The sequence below is a fragment of the Lewinella sp. 4G2 genome, assembly GCF_001625015.1.
Classification (GTDB): domain Bacteria; phylum Bacteroidota; class Bacteroidia; order Chitinophagales; family Saprospiraceae; genus Neolewinella.
The window spans coordinates 129,465-146,319 of the sequence record NZ_LVWJ02000019.1 but is presented as its reverse complement, the minus strand read 5'-3'; the positions used below and the strand labels follow the sequence as shown (position 1 = coordinate 146,319).

The window sequence follows — 16,855 nt, the reverse complement described above, 5'->3', positions numbered from 1 at the left end:
ACGACATTAGTCGTGATGGAAAAAAGCCGAAGGCGAAATAAGAAGGCCGAAGGCCAAACAAAAAAAGCCGAAGGCCAAATTGAATTAAAAAGATATACCATGATAGAATTAAAAAACATATCCAAATCCTACCGCACCGAAACCATCGAAACCCTTGCCCTCCAACAAATGAATCTCTCCGTCCCCTCCGGTGAGTTCCTCAGCATCATGGGCCCTAGCGGTTGTGGAAAGAGTACCCTGCTCAACATCATGGGCTTGATTGATGAGCCCACTGCCGGCACGGTATCCCTCGCCGGTCAGGACATCACCGGTTACAACGGTAGTAAAATTGCCCGCTTCCGCAACGAACAGTTGGGCTTCATCTTCCAGAGCTTCCACCTGATCAATGATCTCTCCGTAGTGGATAACGTCGAGTTGCCCCTGCTCTACCGAAAGGTGAGTGGGAAGGAGCGGCGCCGCCTCTCCCTCGAGGCTCTGGCGCACGTGGGCTTGAGTAACCGGTCCGGCCATTTCCCCAACCAATTGTCCGGGGGGCAAAAGCAACGGGTGGCCATCGCCCGGGCCATTGTGGGCCGCCCCAACATCATCCTCGCCGATGAGCCGACGGGTAACCTCGATAGCCAAATGGGCGACGAAATAATGGACATTCTTCTGCGCCTCAATTCCGAATTGGGCACCACCATTGTGATGGTTACGCACGATGAGCGGATGGCGAAGAAAACGCATCGGTTGGTTAGGCTTTCGGATGGGGAGAGGGTGAGTTGATTTTTGATTCTCGATTCTCGATTCTCGATTGGCGATTCTTGATTTGCTGCCGCTGCTACTGTCGCTTCGCTCCGCTACCGCCGAACCTCTCGAGCGAGCACGCAGTGCGACAAAGCCGTGCGGCAGCCACCACGAAGTAGCCGTGAAACGAATCAGTCCTCACTAATCGAGAATCGAGTATCGAGAATCCATTTTTCCCCTCTCAAACCATACCCACCCACATAAACTAAAAGTCATGTTCAAAAACTACCTCCTCCTCTCCCTCAAGGTCCTGAAACGTAAGCCGTTTTATACGTTTGTCAGTTTATTTGGCATCAGTTTTACGTTGATGATCTTAATGTTGATTGCTTCTTTGTATGACGCATCCTTGGGAGATAATAAACCGCTGTCTGAGCGTGACCGGCTCGTGGTCGTGCCATACATCGAGCGGTTTACGATGAATTACGATACCATTACCACTATTGATACCATTCAGGTAGAAGGGGATGCGGTGCGCTACGATACTACCCAAACGCTGGAGGAGACCAATAGCAAGTACATGTCCAGCGGGCCAATGAGCTATCGGTTTGCTTACGATAACCTCAAGGATTTGGAGAGCGTGGAGAACCAGGCATTTTTTAGTAGTGGGAACTTTATTGAGGGCTATCTGGAGGGCCGGAAGTTCTCCTTTCAGACGTACTACGTTTCCGACCAATACTTTAATGTATTTGATTTCGATTTTCTCCACGGGAGCCCCCTCAATGCGGACGACGAACGCGGAGCGAACAAGGCGGTTGTCATTACCGACAAGACAAGCCTGACCTATTTCGGTTCCGTGGATGCGTCGGTGGTTGGTCAGGAAATGAACCTGGGCGGGGAAACCTATACGGTACGTGGTGTCGTACGCCGGCCAATCTCGGATAGTGGCCTGTTTGCTGGAGACGTTTACGCGCCCATTACGACGATCGATAACCGACAGCTGGCCGAAACCTCGCCGCAGGGTGGGTTCGTGGCCGTCTTTTTAGCCTCCACTCCCGAAAAGCGGGAAGCGATTAAAGCGGAATTGGACTTCCTCGGAGAAAACTACCAACTGCCTCCGGATGATCCCTTCCGCTCCCTGAAAATCCACAGCGCCACCTTCTTTGAACGCTTTGCCCGTAATCTGATCGGGGCGGACGATAACACCACTGCCGTCCGGCTACTATTTATCCCACTTGCCATCCTGTTACTGTTGTTTGTGGCCCTTCCGCTACTTAACCTGGTTAACCTAAATATTGGCCGCGTCAATGAGCGGGAAGGGGAAATCGGCGTGCGCAAGGCTTTCGGCGCCAGTAGCACCGATATTTTGTACCAATTCATTTTTGAGAATATGGTCCTCACCGTTATCGGTGGCATCGTAGGCATGGCGTTGGCGCTGATGGCGATATCCTACATAAACGCGAATGACCTACTCGGTACGGCACGCTTGTCTTACTCCACCAGCGTTTTTCTGTATTTCCTGCTCATCATCCTTCTGTTCGGGTTTCTGTCCGGTATCCTGCCCGCCTATCGCATGAGTAGGGCGAACGTGGCGGAATCACTCCGCTAACACCTCACCCATCTATTAGCCTAAAAATATATAGCCATGATCGGTCACCTATTAAAATTAATGTGGAATAAGCGGCGTGCCAATAGCATGATCTTTTTGGAGATTTTGCTTGCCTTCATCGTCTTATTCGGCGTGTATGGGTTCCTAGGTTACTGTTTTGAGCGGTATTCGTCACCTCTCGGTTTCAGTTACGAAAATAGCATCGGGGTGCGGGTGGATTTACCTGACGACCTGGATTCCCTCGGCGCTATTCAGCTACAGGAACGGATCCGCCGCGACTTGCTCGATCTGCCGCAGGTGGAAGGGGTTACCTGGCTGGGGCCGGTCAATCCATTTGGCAGCAGCACGTGGATGAACGGATCCGAAGTAAATGGACAGAATATTATGGCCCAAATGATGTTTACCGATGAGCATTTCGCGGAAACGGCGGAAGTCGAGCTCATCGAAGGCCGCTGGTTCGAGCCCGGAGATTATTCGAGTAAATACCCGCCCATGGTGGTTAATAAGGAATTTCAGGAGCGGTACTACCCCGGCACCAGTGTCATCGATAGCGTTTTTGATATCGGCGGCGAATATCAGGTAGTAGGCGTGACCGGCGATTTTAAATTTAAAGGAAATTTCGCCGAAAACTTCCCTTTGGTATGGTATCCCCAATTACACAGGATGCAAGAAGAGGATAACTCCCCTTTTGAAATGATGATCCTGCGGCTACAACCGGGTTCCCTAGCCGACGTAGAGGAAACGATTTACAAACAATTAGTCGCTGCGGTAAAATCCACGGAGGTCGTGATATGGGATATGGCGAAAGACCGAAAAAAGGCTAACCGGGATATTGTCGTGCCCATCGTTATTCTTTCCATCATTTCGGCTTTCCTACTCATCAACATTGCGCTGGGGTTATTCGGGGTTCTCTTTACACAGATTAATCGGCGGCGTGCGGAGATTGGGCTACGTAAAGCGATGGGCGCCACACCCTCACAGATCACTACCCAATTCGTAATGGAGATTTTGTTAGTGACTTCCGCCGCCCTGCTCTTAGGGGCGTTCTTCGCTGTACAGGTACCTCTGTTGGAGTTGACGCCCATCCCCGGCAAGTACTTTTACTTCGGCATCCTGGGCGCGATCGCAACTATTTTACTCATTGTTGTTCTTTGCGCTTTCGTCCCCAGTAGACAGGCCGCTTCGTTGCAGCCGGCTTCGGTCTTGCACGAAGAATAGTGCTTCGCACAAGCAACCAATCAATTCATCACTCGTACTTTCTACCATGAAATACTTACTCCTCACCTTTGGCCTCTTCCTGGCCGCCGCGCCCGCCACCGCGCAATCCAAGACTACCATTACAACGGAAGTCGAAACGAACAAAAAATTCACCTTTTCAGCCATCGTGGACGATGATCGCATTCCCGAACTCATTGAGGCCTTTGCTGAAATCACCGATTCTGATGTTCACCCTGATTTCCGGGGGCCTTGGACCAAAGAAACCACCGAGGGCATCCGGATGATGCTCAACACCGAGCGTGGTAAGATCAGCATCAAATACAGGGGCGAGGATAAATCCGTCATCGCCACCGCTGTAGAGAAGGCCAACGTTGTTCGTCGTATCCTTGGCATCGATGATGCTCCCGCTCCTCCACCACCTCCAATCACAAATTAGGCCTTAACCTCCCCGACTACCCGATGTCCATCCTAATTATCGACGACGATACCACCGTGGCCAAGAGTCTTGAACTCCTGCTGGGCCGGGCGGGCTATACCGTGCGGTCGGTATCGCGGATGGTAGAGGCCCTGCCGGCCGTTCGGGAATTTGAGCCCGCGTTGGTCCTGCTCGATCTTAATTTTTCGATCGAAACGAGTGGCCGCGACGGCATGCGAATGCTCGGGGAGATTTTGGCGGAGCGGCCTTCGCTACCCGTCATCCAAATGACGGGCTGGGCTACCGTCCAATTGGCCGTCGAAGGCATGAAAGCGGGCGCCAAAGATTTCATTGCCAAGCCCTGGGACAATAAGGAGCTGCTCAACGCCATCGCCACGCAGTTGGCCAAGGTGCCAGCCGCGGAACGAAACGAGCAGGGCGCTGCCGCAGGTGCCAAGTCCGGATCGGGTGCACCGGAGGACGCCTTTGCCGGCATCATCGGTGAAAGCCAGGAATTGATGGATCTCCTCGGCCAGGCCGCCCGGGTGGCCCCAACGAAAGCTTCGGTGCTGATAACCGGTGAAAGCGGTACGGGAAAGGAATTGGTCGCCGAAGCCATCCACGCCGCCAGCGACCGGGCCGAAGGGCCATTCATCGCCGTTAATCTCGGTGGCGTCCCTCCCTCCCTGTTTGAAAGTGAACTCTTCGGCCACAAAGCCGGTGCCTTCACGGACGCCCGCGCCGACCGTAAGGGGCGCTTCGAATTAGCCGAAGGAGGTACCCTCTTCCTGGACGAAATTGGTGACCTCGATCTCGCGGCCCAAGTAAAGCTCCTCCGCGTCCTGCAACAACGGGAATACCAGCGGTTGGGGGACCCCAAAGTACGGAAAACCGACGTTCGGATCCTCTCCGCTACCAGCCGCAACCTGCAGAGTTTAGTGACGGCCGGAGCCTTCCGGGAAGACTTACTGTACCGGATCAACCTCATCCATCTCCACTTACCTGCCCTCCGCGACCGGCCCGCGGACATTCCCGGACTGGCCGAGCATTTTCTCGCCAGTGCCCGTAACCGGTACAAGCGACCGGGCCTGCGCTATAATAAGGAGTCGATCACCTGGTTACGGAAGCAATCCTTCCCCGGGAACGTACGCCAACTGCAGAATTTGGTGGAGCGCGTCGCCATCCTCGCCCGCGAGACCACCATCACTCCGGTTGATCTGGAAAGCCACTACTCCACCGGCCGCGACCCCGCCTTCACTCCCGGCGGTGTCACCCTCGAGGAAATGGAGATACGTATGATCAAAGCCGCCCTTGGCCGCAACGGCGGTGAGATCACCGCTACGGCGAAGGAGTTGGGCCTCACGCGGGCGGCGCTTTACCGGCGGTTGGAGAAGTTTGGGATTGGGTAGTTTGTACTATCTTACCTATTGATGCCAAAAAGAGATGCCTTTCACGATCAGTTCATTTCAGCGCTTAAAAGTGATGGATGGGTAATCACTGGAGATCCATTTTATCTAAAGGTTGACAACATCCGCATGTACATCGATGTAGCCGCGGAACGTAAAACTGATGGGCAGATGGAAGAACTTGCCGTCGAGGTGAAAAACTTCATCAGCATCAGCAATATGAATGAGTTTGAAAAGGCTATCGGGCAGTATCTGGTTTACAAAACGGCTTTTGAGTTGCTGGAATCAAAGAGAGATTTTCCTTGCCGTCCCTACCTTTTTCTACCGAGAGGTGTTGAATAAACGACTGTACCGAGATACTTTAATCAAAAACAAAATCCGTACGATAGTCTACAACGTAGACACTAAAAGTATTGACCAATGGATAAGGTGAGCAATAATAGAAAGGTGGTAACTAAATACCTTAACGATTGGATTGCTTATCACCCGTCAGAACAAACCGGCGTTCCGCTTCAGATCATAGAGGGAAATGATGGGCACTTACTGCTCGTTGAATTTGGCCACGGTAAAAATGGGTGGGAATATGGTGTTTTCGTTCATTTCCTCATTGGCGCAACGGGTAATGTTACGTTGCTCGAAAACAATACGGATCAGGAGGTTTTTCGAGAATTAAAGGAGGCCGGTATCGATGAGAAAGATCTTGTCATCGGATGGTACCCCCCGGAACTACAGGAACACAGCGGTACGAGAGCAGCATAGTAAATCCTCCCCCCTGTCCTCCTCCACCAAATACATCCTCTACATCACCTCCCTTCACCTCGGGTTAGGGGTGTTGGCGTACCGTGCATTCACGGAGGAGCCCATCTATATCCTGGTAGCGGAGGCGGCGCTCCTGCTTTCCGCTTACATCGCCTTTCGCATCTACCGGTCCATCATTGCGCCCGTACGGCTACTGAGCCAGGGGGCCGCAGCGTTGGAGGACCAGGATTTTTCCGTCAAGCTTCTTCCCACCGGCAGTAAGGAAATGGACGGCGTAGTGACGGTGTACAACCAGATGATCGACCAACTGCGGTCGGAACGCGTCTCGGGCAAGCAACGGGAGGAATTTTTGGATCGCATCCTCGCATCCGCCCAACTCGGGATCGCTATTCTGGATTTTGACGGTAACGTCACCAGTAAAAATGGCTGGTTAGAGGAGAAGAGTGCGTCCCCAGCGTTCCGGGAAACCGTCCTCCAACCTGCTTTGCACCTGCGGCAGCGCCCAACGGATGACACGATGGGCTTACGGACTCAGGTATTAAACGGCCCCGGCGGCCGACGTTACCACGTTGACCTTTCCAGTTTTGTGGACCGGGGCTTTGAGCGGGGCTTCATCGTCATTCAGGACGTAACCGCTGAATTGCTCTCCGCCGAAAAGGAAGCTTACGGTAAGGTGATTCGGATGATGGCCCACGAAGTCAACAACACCAATGCTGGGGTGGTAAGCATCCTGAAAACGCTACTCGAAGCCGCCCAGGAAAACGACCCTAAGATGGGGCAATTGACGACGGATTACCTGCCTGCAGCCATCCAACGGGTGGATAATATGACGGACTTCATCCGCAATTTTGCGAGGGTGGTGCGGCTGCCCGCGCCCGCTCTCCGCAGTGCTGATTTGAATGAAGTGATGCAGCGGACGGTAGAAGTCATGCACCAACATCTAAGCCAGCATAAGATCGAGTGTAGCTGTGCCCTCGCCGCTAAACCAGTTTTAGTGGATATGGATGTGGCCCAAATCGAGCAGGTGATCGTTAACGCCCTCATCAACGCTCAGCAAAGTATTGGAACCGATGGGCAAATTGAGGTAACCGTTCAGGCTTACCCTTCAAGGTTCACCATTGCCGACAACGGGCCCGGCATCAGCCAGGAGGACGCTGCCTCCATCTTTACGCCATTCTTTAGTACCAAAGCGACTGGCCAGGGCATTGGCCTGACGCTGGCCCGGGAAATTCTGGAGGCCCACCGCGCCACTTATTCACTGGCAACTGAAGCGGATTGTTGGACACGGTTCAAGGTTCAGTTCCCGGAGCAGCGGCGCTGACGGGCCGAACACGGTGCACTTTTCCGCGGTATTAGTGAGGCAAGATTTAACTAAAGTACCCGCATCATGCCCATCATTCAGGATAACCCCTATGCCACCCTTACCGCCGCCATCGAAAAGCTGAAGGAGGATGGCTACACCCACGACTTCAACCAGCGGGAAGAGTACCTGGAGTGCAAGCAACTCGGTAAAAACTTCGGACCTGCGGACTTCACCATTCGCCACACCTACCGCTTCGAAGGGATGTCGAGCGCCGGGGATAATTCCGTGCTTTACGCGATTGAGGCGGCCGACGGTACCAAGGGGCAGTTGGTAGATGCTTACGGCGTTTACGCGGATTCCCTCAGCGAAGAGATGATTGAAAAATTCCGGGTTGAGTACGAATCACCGGGTAAGCTATAGAGCAGACCCACTCACTAATGAATCGGTACGCAGCCGATTTCTTTTTGGGTGAGATAATGGCAGTCCGCGCTCGTAGCGGTGGATGCCGTAAAGAACAAAAAGAGCGTTGGCGCGATAATTACGTGCCAGCGCTTTTTTCATTCCCCCCTCGTTACCTTTGCGCCGCTTATGGAATTACTCATTCAGATCGGCATCTTCGTCGTTAGCATCGCCGCCCTCCTCTGGGCGAGTGATCGTTTCGTGGAGGCCGCCGAGCGGATCGGGCTCAGCTTTGGCATCTCTCCCTTCATCATTGGGGTGACGATCGTCGCCTTCGGTACCTCGCTACCGGAGCTGGCAACGAGTATCGTGGCCGTCCTTAACGGCACGCCGGAGATCGTGATCGGGGCCGTGGTCGGTTCCAACATCACTAACATTGCGTTGGTATTGGGGCTGACGGCCGTCGTGGTGAAAAACATCGACCTGGAGTACAACCTCTGGCACATCGATATACCCTTTCTGTGGGGCAGCGCCTTTCTGCTCTACTTTGCCGTATCGGATGGTAACCTGTCTATCTACGAAGCCATATTATTCCTGGTTGGCATCTGTATCTTCCTGGCCTACAGTCTGAAGGATCAGGATAAGCCGGATAAGAAGGACCGGCCGACGGCCTCCTGGAAGGATTACCTGTATCTCGTCCTGGGCGGAGCGCTCGTGAGTGTTTCCGCGACGTATGTTATTGAGGCCATCACAAATATTGCCAGCATCCTGGCCATCGCCCCCACGGTAATCGCACTTTCCGCCGTAGCGATTGGTACGAGTCTGCCGGAGGTAGCCGTAAGCCTGGCGGCCGCCCGCAAGGGTAAAGCCTCCATCGCGGTGGGCAATGCCATTGGTTCAAACGTCTTCAATACATTCATCGTAATGGCCATCCCCCGCTTCTTCGGCAAGTTGGAGATCCCTCAGAACGTCATCGAGATATTCCTGCCCGTCATGATCGTTATGACCATCCTCCTCGGCGTGATGAGTAACAACAAGAAGATCACCCGGTGGGAGGGGATGGTGCTGCTCCTGTTCTTCGCCTGGTACTTTGGGGTGTTGGCGGAGAATGCAGGATAGCAGTAATTAGTCTATAGTCTATAGTCTGCAGTCTGTAGTCAGCCTCCACGGACTGCACACTATAGACTACAGACTGTACACTCCTCCATTACTCTACAGTAATATGACAGACCACCCCCGCCCCTAAACTACCTTTGCGGCCAACAACTCCACGTTCGTCTTTGATGCTGCAGCACGTCCACTTATTAACGCTTACCCACCGCCACGCCAAGCTGAAGGACATCGGTGAATTGGTAGCAGCTTTTGAGGGAGACGACCAGTTGCGGGAGCGGCTTACGCAACTTAAAGAAGATGGCATCGTAGACGAGCTTTGCTATATGTCCACCTGTAACCGCCTGTTGTTGCTCTTTACTACCCAAAGGGAGGTGGACGACAAATTTCGGACCCGCCTGCTGGGTGACCGCACCATTCCCGCCGTTGCCGATATGCGCCACTTGCGCGGACTGAAAGCCATTTACCATCTTTTTGAAGTTGGATCGTCCATCGATTCCCTCGTCGTTGGCGAGCGGCAGATCCTCGGGCAGTTTCGGGACGCTTACGCCCGCAGTAAGGAGTGGGGCCTGACGGGTGACGACCTGCGCATCATTTGCGACCGCGTCAGCCTGGCCTCCAAGGATGTGTACAATAATACCCGGATCGGGGAGAAAGCCGTTTCGGTTGTTTCCCTCTCCATGCAGCAGCTACGCGCCCATAAGCCGAGTACGGATGCCCGTGTGCTCATGATTGGTGCCGGGCAGTCCAACGTGCTCGTGGGGAAATTCCTGCGCCAACAGGGGCTCAAGAACGTTACGGTGGTGAACCGGACATTGGACCGGGCCGCGATGCTGGCTTCCACTTTTGAGAACGGTAAGGCACTGAGCATTAAGCACCTGTCCTCCTACGAAGGTGGTTTCGATATCCTCATCGCCTGTACCGGCTCGGCTGAGCCCATCGTTACCCCCACGCTATTCCACTGGCTGCTGGCCGGGGATGAGCCGAAGGGTAAACTCGTCGTCGACCTCGGCGTCCCTGCTGATGTGGACGAACGTACCGTCGCCGAATACGACTTCCGCTACGTCGGCATCGAGCAACTGCGCGCGCTGGCCGATGAGAACATGAGTTTCCGCCGCGAAGAAATCAAGCGGAGCCACGGCTTACTGCACGTGCACTTGGAAGAGCTCGAGAACGCTTACCGCCAACGTCTGCTCGAGCGGGCCCTGGCCCACCTTCCTGCTGAGATCAAGGCCGTCCGCCAGAATGCCGTGGATAAGGTCTTTGCTAAGGAGATCGCCGACCTCGACCCCAACACTCGCGAATTGATGGACCGGATGCTCACTTACATGGAAAAACGTTGCATCGGGATCCCCATGAAGGCGGCCCGTGAAGCCATACTCGGATAGCCGATGTTCATCCTGCGTTTCCTCCCGGTCCTGTTTCTTGCCCTTTTGTTGGCACCCGCGGCAGCGCAGGAAAATTACGCGCCACCGCTGAAGGGGCCACTGCTCGTTACGGGCACTTTTGGTGAATTGCGGAGCGACCACTACCACGCCGGGCTTGATTTCCGGGCGGGCACAAATACGCCCGTTTATGCGGTGCAGGACGGTTTCGTGAGCCGCATTAAGATCACCGGTGGCGGTTACGGCCAGGCCATTTACGTCGACCATCCGGACGGTTTCCGCTCCGTCTACGCTCACCTAGAGACACTGGCACCGGAGTTGCTGGATACGCTGCGCGCCCGGCAATTTCAGTATACCAGTTTCGATCAGGATCTGAAATTTGACTCGCTCGCTTTCCCCATAGAACGCGGCCAGAAAATTGGTGGGGTAGGGAACCGGGGCCACAGTTTTGGGCCCCACCTCCACTTCGAGATGCGGGAAATTGACGGCGACGTGCCGGTCAATCCCATGCGTTTCGGCTTTTCGATTCCCGATAAACGTTCCCCCCAGATCCGCAGCTTGCGGGTTTACGAACTCGAAGCGAGCGGCCACGAAATCTCCGCAACCACCTACCAGATCGGCCGGCCGGGGCGGGGGCAACGTGCTTTGCCGGATACTATCTTTACGAGCGTGCCCGACGTCGGTATTGCCGTAAAGACTTACGACCGCCAGGACGCGATGCCCAACTGGAACGGTATCTATTCGGCCACGCTTACGGTGGATACGCTGCGACAATCCGGCATTCTGCACGACCGCATTCCCTTCGAAGACACCCGCTACCTCAACGCCGCGACGGACTACCGCGAGTGGACGAAGAACACCTCCTGGTTCCACCGTTTGTGGGCGCTGCCGCGGGTGCAAAGCAAAGGGGGCGGAGCGCTGAACGAGGGCTCGTGGATCAAACTCCAGGCTAACGTACCGAAAACCGTAACGGTGGACGTGAGCGACTTCGCCGGTAACGTGAGCCAGCAAAAGTTCATCCTTAAGTACCGCCCGGGGAAGGAACCACGGGTAGCGCACCCCCACCAGTACTTCATCCCCGCCGACGAAGAGAGCATCATTGAGCGGCCGGGCTTCAAGGTGTTCTTTCCAGACGGCGCGCTGTACGAAGATCTTTACTTCCAGTTCACCGAACTGAACGATAACTCGGCCGACCGCTTCAGCCCCACTTACCACCTGCACGACCCGTTGACACCGCTGCAGGAACCACTGACAATTGGGCTAGCCCCGAACCGCATCATTCCAGACAGCTTAACTGGCCACGTTTATTTAGGCCGCTGCGACGAAGAAGGAACCTCCGCGGCCGGAGTGACGGCGCTGGATCCAGAAACCGGGATGTACGTAACCCGGGTGATGAGTTTTGGGGACTACGCACTGTTTCTGGATATCATCCCCCCAACGGTACAGATCAACTCCTTCCCTACCAACCTGAGCCGCTACGCCGGTTTTAGTGTGATCGCGAAAGACGCCGTTGGTAGTAGCCGACTAGAGTTCCGGGGCACCGTCGACGGAGAATGGGTGTTACTTGAATACGACGCCAAGAACGATAAACTGACCCATAATTTCCGGGATAGTAACCTTGCCCGCGGGCGACATACCTTTGCCCTCACCGTAACCGACGCCCGGGGAAATACGACCGTCTGGAAACGAAATTTTACCCGCTAAGGGCGCCGAAGAACCAACCACTGCATGTACCGACTATCCTCCAATGCTACCCTGTTTCTGAAGCTGTTCGTCCCGGTTTTCTGGACGACCATTCTGACGGCCCTGACCCTGGTGGCCTGGTTCGTGAAGGAGAACCAGTTTGAAGGCGCGGTGCTAACGTCCTTCCGCTACGGCACCCTGTTCGCCCTCGTCGTTGGGGTGGTCAGCTTTTTCTTCATTTTTTGGCCCCTGAAGCGGGTGGAGACGGACGGTGAAAAAGTCTATATCAGCAATTACTTCCGGACGGCCTTTTACCGTTGGGATAGCGACGTGGAGAAGCTGACAGAAACGCGATTCCTTTTCTTCCGTTTTGCGACGATTCACCTGAACGGGATTGGCAGTTTCGGCCGTAAACTGCGCTTCCTGGCGGATAAGAGTTTGCTCGATAATTTTCGGGCGGAGGCTCCGGCTAACGTGCGGGCCGTAGTAGGCGCGCCGAAGGAGTAATGGCTGGCCGATTTTAGATAATTCGCCTGAGCGCTTGGCCTAGCAAAGTATTCTTCGGATTGCCCTCCAGACTGAACCGGGATGATACAACAGCTTTATTGTTTCAGACGTTAACCCTCCGAACGAAGCATCCTTGCACATGCGCAGAGCACTGACCCTCCTTACATTTCTTTTGATCACCGCCGGCACTGTCGCCAGCGCGCAGGAGTTGGGGGAGATCCAATTGCGGAACCCCTCCTTTGAGGATATGCCCCGGAATAGCGCTCCACCCCGCGGCTGGACGAACTGTGGCTTCCCCGGCGAAACGCCCCCCGACGTTCATCCAGACCCCCGTTTTGAATTCCAGGTAGCGAAGGCGGCCCAACACGGGATGACTTACCTCGGGATGGTGACGCGCGAGAATGAGACCTACGAAGCTGTGGGGCAAATGCTCTCCGAAGACTTCGTGGCCGGCCAGTGTTACGAACTCAACGTCCAACTCGCCCGATCCGAAACCTACCTGAGCCGGAGCCGCCGGACGAACTTGCCGAGTAATTACGTTACGCCCGCGGTACTGCGGATCTACGGAGGTTACTCCATCTGCCAACGCGGCGAGAAAATCGGTGAATCGGCCATCGTCTCCAATTACGACTGGCGGGAGTACCGGGTTAAACTGGAACCTTCCGAAGCGTACACCCATATTATTCTGGAGGTCTACTACAAGCCGCAGAGCATGCTGCCCTACAACGGTAACATCCTGCTGGACAACGCCCAGGCGTTAAAGCCCATCCCCTGCGACGAAGACTTGAGCGTACCGACGGATACCCCGGTAATGGATGCCCCCGTAACCTTTGTGGACCCGGACGAAAACATCCAAACGCAACCGGTCGTACGGAGAGAAATAGAACCCGCTACACCAGAACCCGAGCCGGCCGTGGCCACTCCAGCCGAACCGAAGATCAAACTGGGTAACACCACGGCTTCCTTGAAAGAAGGGCAGGTCTTCCGCATCGAAAAGATCACCTTTAAAGCGGATAGCGACGAGCTGGCGGACGGTAGCGAAGAGGCCCTGGATGAGATCCTGGGTTTCCTGCAGCAGAACGATGACATCATCATCGAAGTAGGTGGCCACGCCAGTTTTATGGCCAGCTCTACCTACGCCAATGACCTGAGCACCCAACGCGCGCGGAGCGTCATTAAATACTTGCGGTCCCATGCGATCGAGAAGAACCGGATGTTCCCGAAGGGCTACGGCAATACCCGGCCGGTTTGTACTTCGCGGGATGCTGATTGTAACGCCCGGAACCAACGGGTGGAGATCAAGATCTTGCGGTTGAATAGTTAGGGAAGTAGGCTCGATTATATGATTGAGGCTTCGGTATCGAACTTAGCATCCTCTAGGTACAGGAAAGCCCTGAGCAAATGAATGCTCAGGGCTTTTCTAGATTTAAAGGTTGTCTGGAAGATTTATTCCTCTTCGTCTCCGCCGAAAAGATCGTTGGCCACCATAAAGTGGTACCACTTCAGCAGGCGGGTGATGTCGCTGGCGTGCACCTGCTCGGGGTCGTAGTTGGGCAGGATGTCCGCGATGTATTCGAAGAGGACGTTTTTGCTCGACTTTGGCTTGGGCGCGGGGTTGTCTTCCGCCTGCTCGTTCATGCGCTTGAAGAGCTTATCTAGTGGTTCTGCCTCACCGTCGTCGGTAAACATGGCCATGCTTTCCAGGGGCGCGAATTGGTGCTTGCGGTGGGGGGCGAAGCGGCGCTTCCCGTCGGCCAGGGATTCCACGATAAAGCCACCCTTCCGTTCGGTGATGACGGAGTAAAGCCCGGGCAACCCGGTAATGGCAATGATTTGACTGAGTTTCATATACGTTTTAGTTGGTGCCGCAAAGGTAATCGCTGGAGAGCTTCGTTGGCAGGAAGGGATGAAGAAAGCGAAAGGAGATTACAGCACGAAAATGTTATGTCGCCAGTGGCGGTTTTGATACAGAAGCACAGAATCCGCAGTAAAGCCGCAGCAACCGGCTTTCTTCTTAAACCTCTCTTCCGCCTTATACTTCTTTGCGAAATAAAATCTCGCGCTAAATCACTAGCACGTCGCCTGGGGCGGGCCGGACACAAAAGCACAAAGAACACGTAAAATCAAAAGAACCCTATCTCTTCCTCTTAATCCTCCTTATCGCCTTTAACCTCTTGTCGAAAAAAGTACTAAACCTAGTAAGCCAGCAATCTCTCCAACGACTGCTCCAAGCGCCCTTCCGGCAAATAGTCAGCCTCCAGTGCGGCAGCAAATGGAACCGGCGTATCCATGGCCGCAAGGCGCGTCACCGGAGCATCCAGCTGCTCGAAACAGTGCTCACCAATCCACGCTGCCAGTTCCCCACCGAAGCCGCCGGTCAGGTTGGCCTCGTGCAGGATCAGGGCACGACTCGTTTTGCTGACGGACGCCCGAATACTATCGTAGTCCAGCGGCGCGAGGCTACGGAGGTCCAGGATTTCTACGTCCAGGTCAGCCTTTTCTACGGCCTTCAGTGCCCAGTGGACGCCCATCCCGTACGTAATGATGCTAGCCGCGGTGCCTTCCCGGATGGTGCGTGCTTTCCCAATCGGTACGAAGTGGTCACCCGCTGGCACTTCCTCCGAAAGCGATCGGTATAGGGCCTTATGTTCAAAGAAGAGGACGGGGTTAGGGTCATTCAGAGCGCTCATCAGCATTCCCTTCGCGTCTGCAGGGGAGCTGGGGTAGGCAATTTTCAATCCGGGGACGGCCGTGAACCAGGCTTCCATCGTCTGGCTGTGGTAGGGCCCGGCGCCAACGCCGCCACCAACGGGGAGGCGAACGGTGACGTCCGCGCGTTGCCCCCACCGGTAGTGAAGTTTGGCCAGGTTATTGACGATCTGATTGAAGCCGCAGGTCACGAAATCACCAAATTGCATTTCCACCATCGCCTTGCCACCGGCGATGCTGAGGCCCAGTCCGACACCGATCACCCCACTTTCACAGAGCGGCGTGTTGCGGACGCGGCCGGCACCAAACTCATCCATGAAGCCGTCCGTGATCTTGAAGACGCCACCGTAGTCGGCGATATCCTGGCCCATCAGAACAAGGTCGTCGTGCCGGCGCATGGACTGGCGGAGTCCGTCCGAAATCGCGTCGATAAAGCGCATTGTGCTGGTCTCTACAGCGGGCGCTGGCGCAGGTGCCGAGTAAGGATGGAAAAGATCGGCCACCTCCCGCTCGGGATCACCCGTTGCGGCGGGAAGTGCATCGGCGGCCTTAAGCCCGGCGGTGATCTCCGCCTTGATGCGCTTCGCCATTGCCTGTTGGTCCGCCTTCGTCAGGATATTTCTTTCCAGCAGATGATCGGCGAAACGTTCGACGGGGTCCCGTTCCGTCCAGGCTTCGATCTGTTCTTTGGGGACGTACTTCACCCCCGATGCTTCTTCGTGGCCCCGTACGCGGAAGGTCTGGCACTCGACCAGGACGGGTTCCGGATTAGTACGTAGTTCGGTGGCCAATTTGGCGATGGTGTCGTGGACTTCCAGGATGTTGTTTCCATCAATGGTAACCGAGCGCATGCCGTAGCCCACACCTCGGTCCGCCAGGTTAGCGCAGGCGTATTGTTCCCGGACGGGTGTGGAAAGTCCGTACCCATTATTTTCGATCACGAAGATGACGGGGAGTTGCCACACGGCGGCAATGTTGAGGGCTTCGTGGAAGTCTCCCTCACTCGTTCCACCATCTCCCGTGAAGGCGAGGCTGACCTTTTGCTCGCCCATCAGTTTGTGGCGGAGGGCTACCCCGGCGGCCAGGGCCAATTGGGGCCCGAGGTGGGAGATCATCCCCACAATGTGGTGCTCCGGTGAGCCGAAGTGGAAACTCCGGTCACGGCCCTTCGTGAACCCACCCGGCTTCCCCTGCCACTGGGCAAAAAGTTGGGGGAGGGGTACCTCCCGCGTCGTGAACACCCCCAGATTACGGTGCATGGTGAACATCCATTCGCTCCGCACCAGCGCTAGCGCACAACCGACACTAATGGCTTCCTGGCCGATACCGGAGAACCACTTGGAGATCACCCCCTGGCGGAGTTGCTTCAGCATCTTTTCCTCGATCAGCCGGGGGCGGAGGAGGGCCTCGTAGAAACGGAGTAAGTCTGCGTCGGAGTAAGTGAACTGATCAAATTCGAGGGAAGGAAGCGTGGTGGTCATGGTCAGTGGTGGTTGGGCTGGCGGCAGGTAAAATTGACTAATTAATCCCGGCACTAAAACGTCGGCAAGGTAGCACGAAAGTGGCGTCCATCATTTATTTGCAAGTTTAACGGTGTAGTAAAATCCTTTTGGTGGTTCACGCATTAGG

16 protein-coding genes are annotated in these 16,855 nt (G+C 55.1%); 14 read left to right on the top strand and 2 right to left on the bottom strand.

Annotated features, from left to right (window positions below; translation table 11 throughout):
- The first annotated feature begins 99 nt into the window (after positions 1–99).
- From A3850_RS17625 to A3850_RS17560, 14 genes are all read left to right on the top strand, one after another.
- Positions 100–765: an ABC transporter ATP-binding protein gene (locus A3850_RS17625; protein WP_068221119.1), complete on the top strand. Its 666-nt coding sequence runs from the start codon at positions 100–102 to the stop codon at positions 763–765.
- Between the two features lie 235 nt (positions 766–1,000).
- Positions 1,001–2,332 carry an ABC transporter permease gene (locus A3850_RS17620; protein WP_068220261.1) on the top strand — a complete coding sequence of 444 codons (1,332 nt, stop codon included), beginning with the start codon at positions 1,001–1,003 and terminating at the stop codon, positions 2,330–2,332.
- 36 nt (positions 2,333–2,368) lie between these two features.
- Positions 2,369–3,550, top strand: coding sequence for an ABC transporter permease (locus tag A3850_RS17615; RefSeq protein WP_068220258.1), 1,182 nt, complete (start codon positions 2,369–2,371; stop codon positions 3,548–3,550).
- Between the two features lie 46 nt (positions 3,551–3,596).
- Positions 3,597–3,986: a hypothetical protein gene (locus A3850_RS17610; protein ID WP_068220255.1), complete on the top strand. Its 390-nt coding sequence runs from the start codon at positions 3,597–3,599 to the stop codon at positions 3,984–3,986.
- A gap of 23 nt (positions 3,987–4,009) precedes the next feature.
- Entirely contained in the window at positions 4,010–5,374 is a 1,365-nt protein-coding gene (locus tag A3850_RS17605) for a sigma-54 dependent transcriptional regulator (protein ID WP_068220252.1), read from the top strand.
- A 21-nt stretch (positions 5,375–5,395) separates the two neighbouring features.
- Positions 5,396–5,713 carry an element excision factor XisH family protein gene (locus A3850_RS17600; RefSeq protein WP_068220249.1) on the top strand — a complete coding sequence of 106 codons (318 nt, stop codon included), beginning with the start codon at positions 5,396–5,398 and terminating at the stop codon, positions 5,711–5,713.
- A 78-nt stretch (positions 5,714–5,791) separates the two neighbouring features.
- Positions 5,792–6,130 (top strand): element excision factor XisI family protein, encoded by a 339-nt coding sequence (locus A3850_RS17595; protein ID WP_068220246.1) that lies wholly within the window; start codon positions 5,792–5,794, stop codon positions 6,128–6,130.
- Complete coding sequence (locus tag A3850_RS17590) at positions 6,060–7,451, top strand: PAS domain-containing sensor histidine kinase (RefSeq protein WP_082921943.1); 1,392 nt, start codon at positions 6,060–6,062, stop codon at positions 7,449–7,451. The genes A3850_RS17595 and A3850_RS17590 overlap by 71 nt, the downstream gene beginning before the upstream one ends.
- A gap of 66 nt (positions 7,452–7,517) precedes the next feature.
- Positions 7,518–7,853 carry a phosphoribosylpyrophosphate synthetase gene (locus A3850_RS17585; RefSeq protein ID WP_068220243.1) on the top strand — a complete coding sequence of 112 codons (336 nt, stop codon included), beginning with the start codon at positions 7,518–7,520 and terminating at the stop codon, positions 7,851–7,853.
- 168 nt (positions 7,854–8,021) lie between these two features.
- Positions 8,022–8,951 (top strand): calcium/sodium antiporter, encoded by a 930-nt coding sequence (locus A3850_RS17580; RefSeq protein ID WP_068220240.1) that lies wholly within the window; start codon positions 8,022–8,024, stop codon positions 8,949–8,951.
- Between the two features lie 164 nt (positions 8,952–9,115).
- A complete protein-coding gene (hemA, locus tag A3850_RS17575) occupies positions 9,116–10,330 on the top strand; it encodes a glutamyl-tRNA reductase (RefSeq protein ID WP_068220237.1) in 1,215 nt (404 codons plus the stop codon).
- Positions 10,331–10,333: 3 nt separating this feature from the next.
- Positions 10,334–12,031 carry a M23 family metallopeptidase gene (locus A3850_RS17570; RefSeq protein ID WP_068220234.1) on the top strand — a complete coding sequence of 566 codons (1,698 nt, stop codon included), beginning with the start codon at positions 10,334–10,336 and terminating at the stop codon, positions 12,029–12,031.
- A 24-nt stretch (positions 12,032–12,055) separates the two neighbouring features.
- The gene (locus tag A3850_RS17565; RefSeq protein ID WP_068220231.1) at positions 12,056–12,517 is read left to right on the top strand and encodes a hypothetical protein; all 462 of its coding nucleotides are present in this window, start codon (positions 12,056–12,058) and stop codon (positions 12,515–12,517) included.
- Positions 12,518–12,656: 139 nt separating this feature from the next.
- Positions 12,657–13,841, top strand: a complete 1,185-nt coding sequence (locus A3850_RS17560; RefSeq protein WP_082921942.1) for an OmpA family protein — start codon at positions 12,657–12,659, stop codon at positions 13,839–13,841.
- A 122-nt stretch (positions 13,842–13,963) separates the two neighbouring features.
- Here A3850_RS17560 and A3850_RS17555 read toward each other — a convergent pair whose 3' ends face one another.
- Together A3850_RS17555 and A3850_RS17550 are read right to left on the bottom strand one after the other, a co-directional pair.
- Positions 13,964–14,365, bottom strand: coding sequence for a DUF5606 domain-containing protein (locus A3850_RS17555; RefSeq protein WP_068220224.1), 402 nt, complete (start codon positions 14,363–14,365; stop codon positions 13,964–13,966).
- A 347-nt stretch (positions 14,366–14,712) separates the two neighbouring features.
- Positions 14,713–16,707 carry a thiamine pyrophosphate-dependent enzyme gene (locus A3850_RS17550; protein ID WP_068220221.1) on the bottom strand — a complete coding sequence of 665 codons (1,995 nt, stop codon included), beginning with the start codon at positions 16,705–16,707 and terminating at the stop codon, positions 14,713–14,715.
- Positions 16,708–16,855 lie beyond the last annotated feature (148 nt).

Coding starts and splice junctions, on each gene's coding strand:
- hemA (WP_068220237.1), top strand. CDS start 9,116: ATGCTGCAGCACGTCCACTTATTAACGCTTACCCACCGCCACGCCAAG.
- A3850_RS17580 (WP_068220240.1), top strand. CDS start 8,022: ATGGAATTACTCATTCAGATCGGCATCTTCGTCGTTAGCATCGCCGCC.
- A3850_RS17620 (WP_068220261.1), top strand. CDS start 1,001: ATGTTCAAAAACTACCTCCTCCTCTCCCTCAAGGTCCTGAAACGTAAG.
- A3850_RS17550 (WP_068220221.1), bottom strand. CDS start 16,707: ATGACCACCACGCTTCCTTCCCTCGAATTTGATCAGTTCACTTACTCC.
- A3850_RS17610 (WP_068220255.1), top strand. CDS start 3,597: ATGAAATACTTACTCCTCACCTTTGGCCTCTTCCTGGCCGCCGCGCCC.
- A3850_RS17590 (WP_082921943.1), top strand. CDS start 6,060: ATGAGAAAGATCTTGTCATCGGATGGTACCCCCCGGAACTACAGGAAC.
- A3850_RS17600 (WP_068220249.1), top strand. CDS start 5,396: ATGCCAAAAAGAGATGCCTTTCACGATCAGTTCATTTCAGCGCTTAAA.
- A3850_RS17615 (WP_068220258.1), top strand. CDS start 2,369: ATGATCGGTCACCTATTAAAATTAATGTGGAATAAGCGGCGTGCCAAT.
- A3850_RS17570 (WP_068220234.1), top strand. CDS start 10,334: ATGTTCATCCTGCGTTTCCTCCCGGTCCTGTTTCTTGCCCTTTTGTTG.
- A3850_RS17625 (WP_068221119.1), top strand. CDS start 100: ATGATAGAATTAAAAAACATATCCAAATCCTACCGCACCGAAACCATC.
- A3850_RS17595 (WP_068220246.1), top strand. CDS start 5,792: ATGGATAAGGTGAGCAATAATAGAAAGGTGGTAACTAAATACCTTAAC.
- A3850_RS17605 (WP_068220252.1), top strand. CDS start 4,010: ATGTCCATCCTAATTATCGACGACGATACCACCGTGGCCAAGAGTCTT.
- A3850_RS17555 (WP_068220224.1), bottom strand. CDS start 14,365: ATGAAACTCAGTCAAATCATTGCCATTACCGGGTTGCCCGGGCTTTAC.
- A3850_RS17560 (WP_082921942.1), top strand. CDS start 12,657: ATGCGCAGAGCACTGACCCTCCTTACATTTCTTTTGATCACCGCCGGC.
- A3850_RS17585 (WP_068220243.1), top strand. CDS start 7,518: ATGCCCATCATTCAGGATAACCCCTATGCCACCCTTACCGCCGCCATC.
- A3850_RS17565 (WP_068220231.1), top strand. CDS start 12,056: ATGTACCGACTATCCTCCAATGCTACCCTGTTTCTGAAGCTGTTCGTC.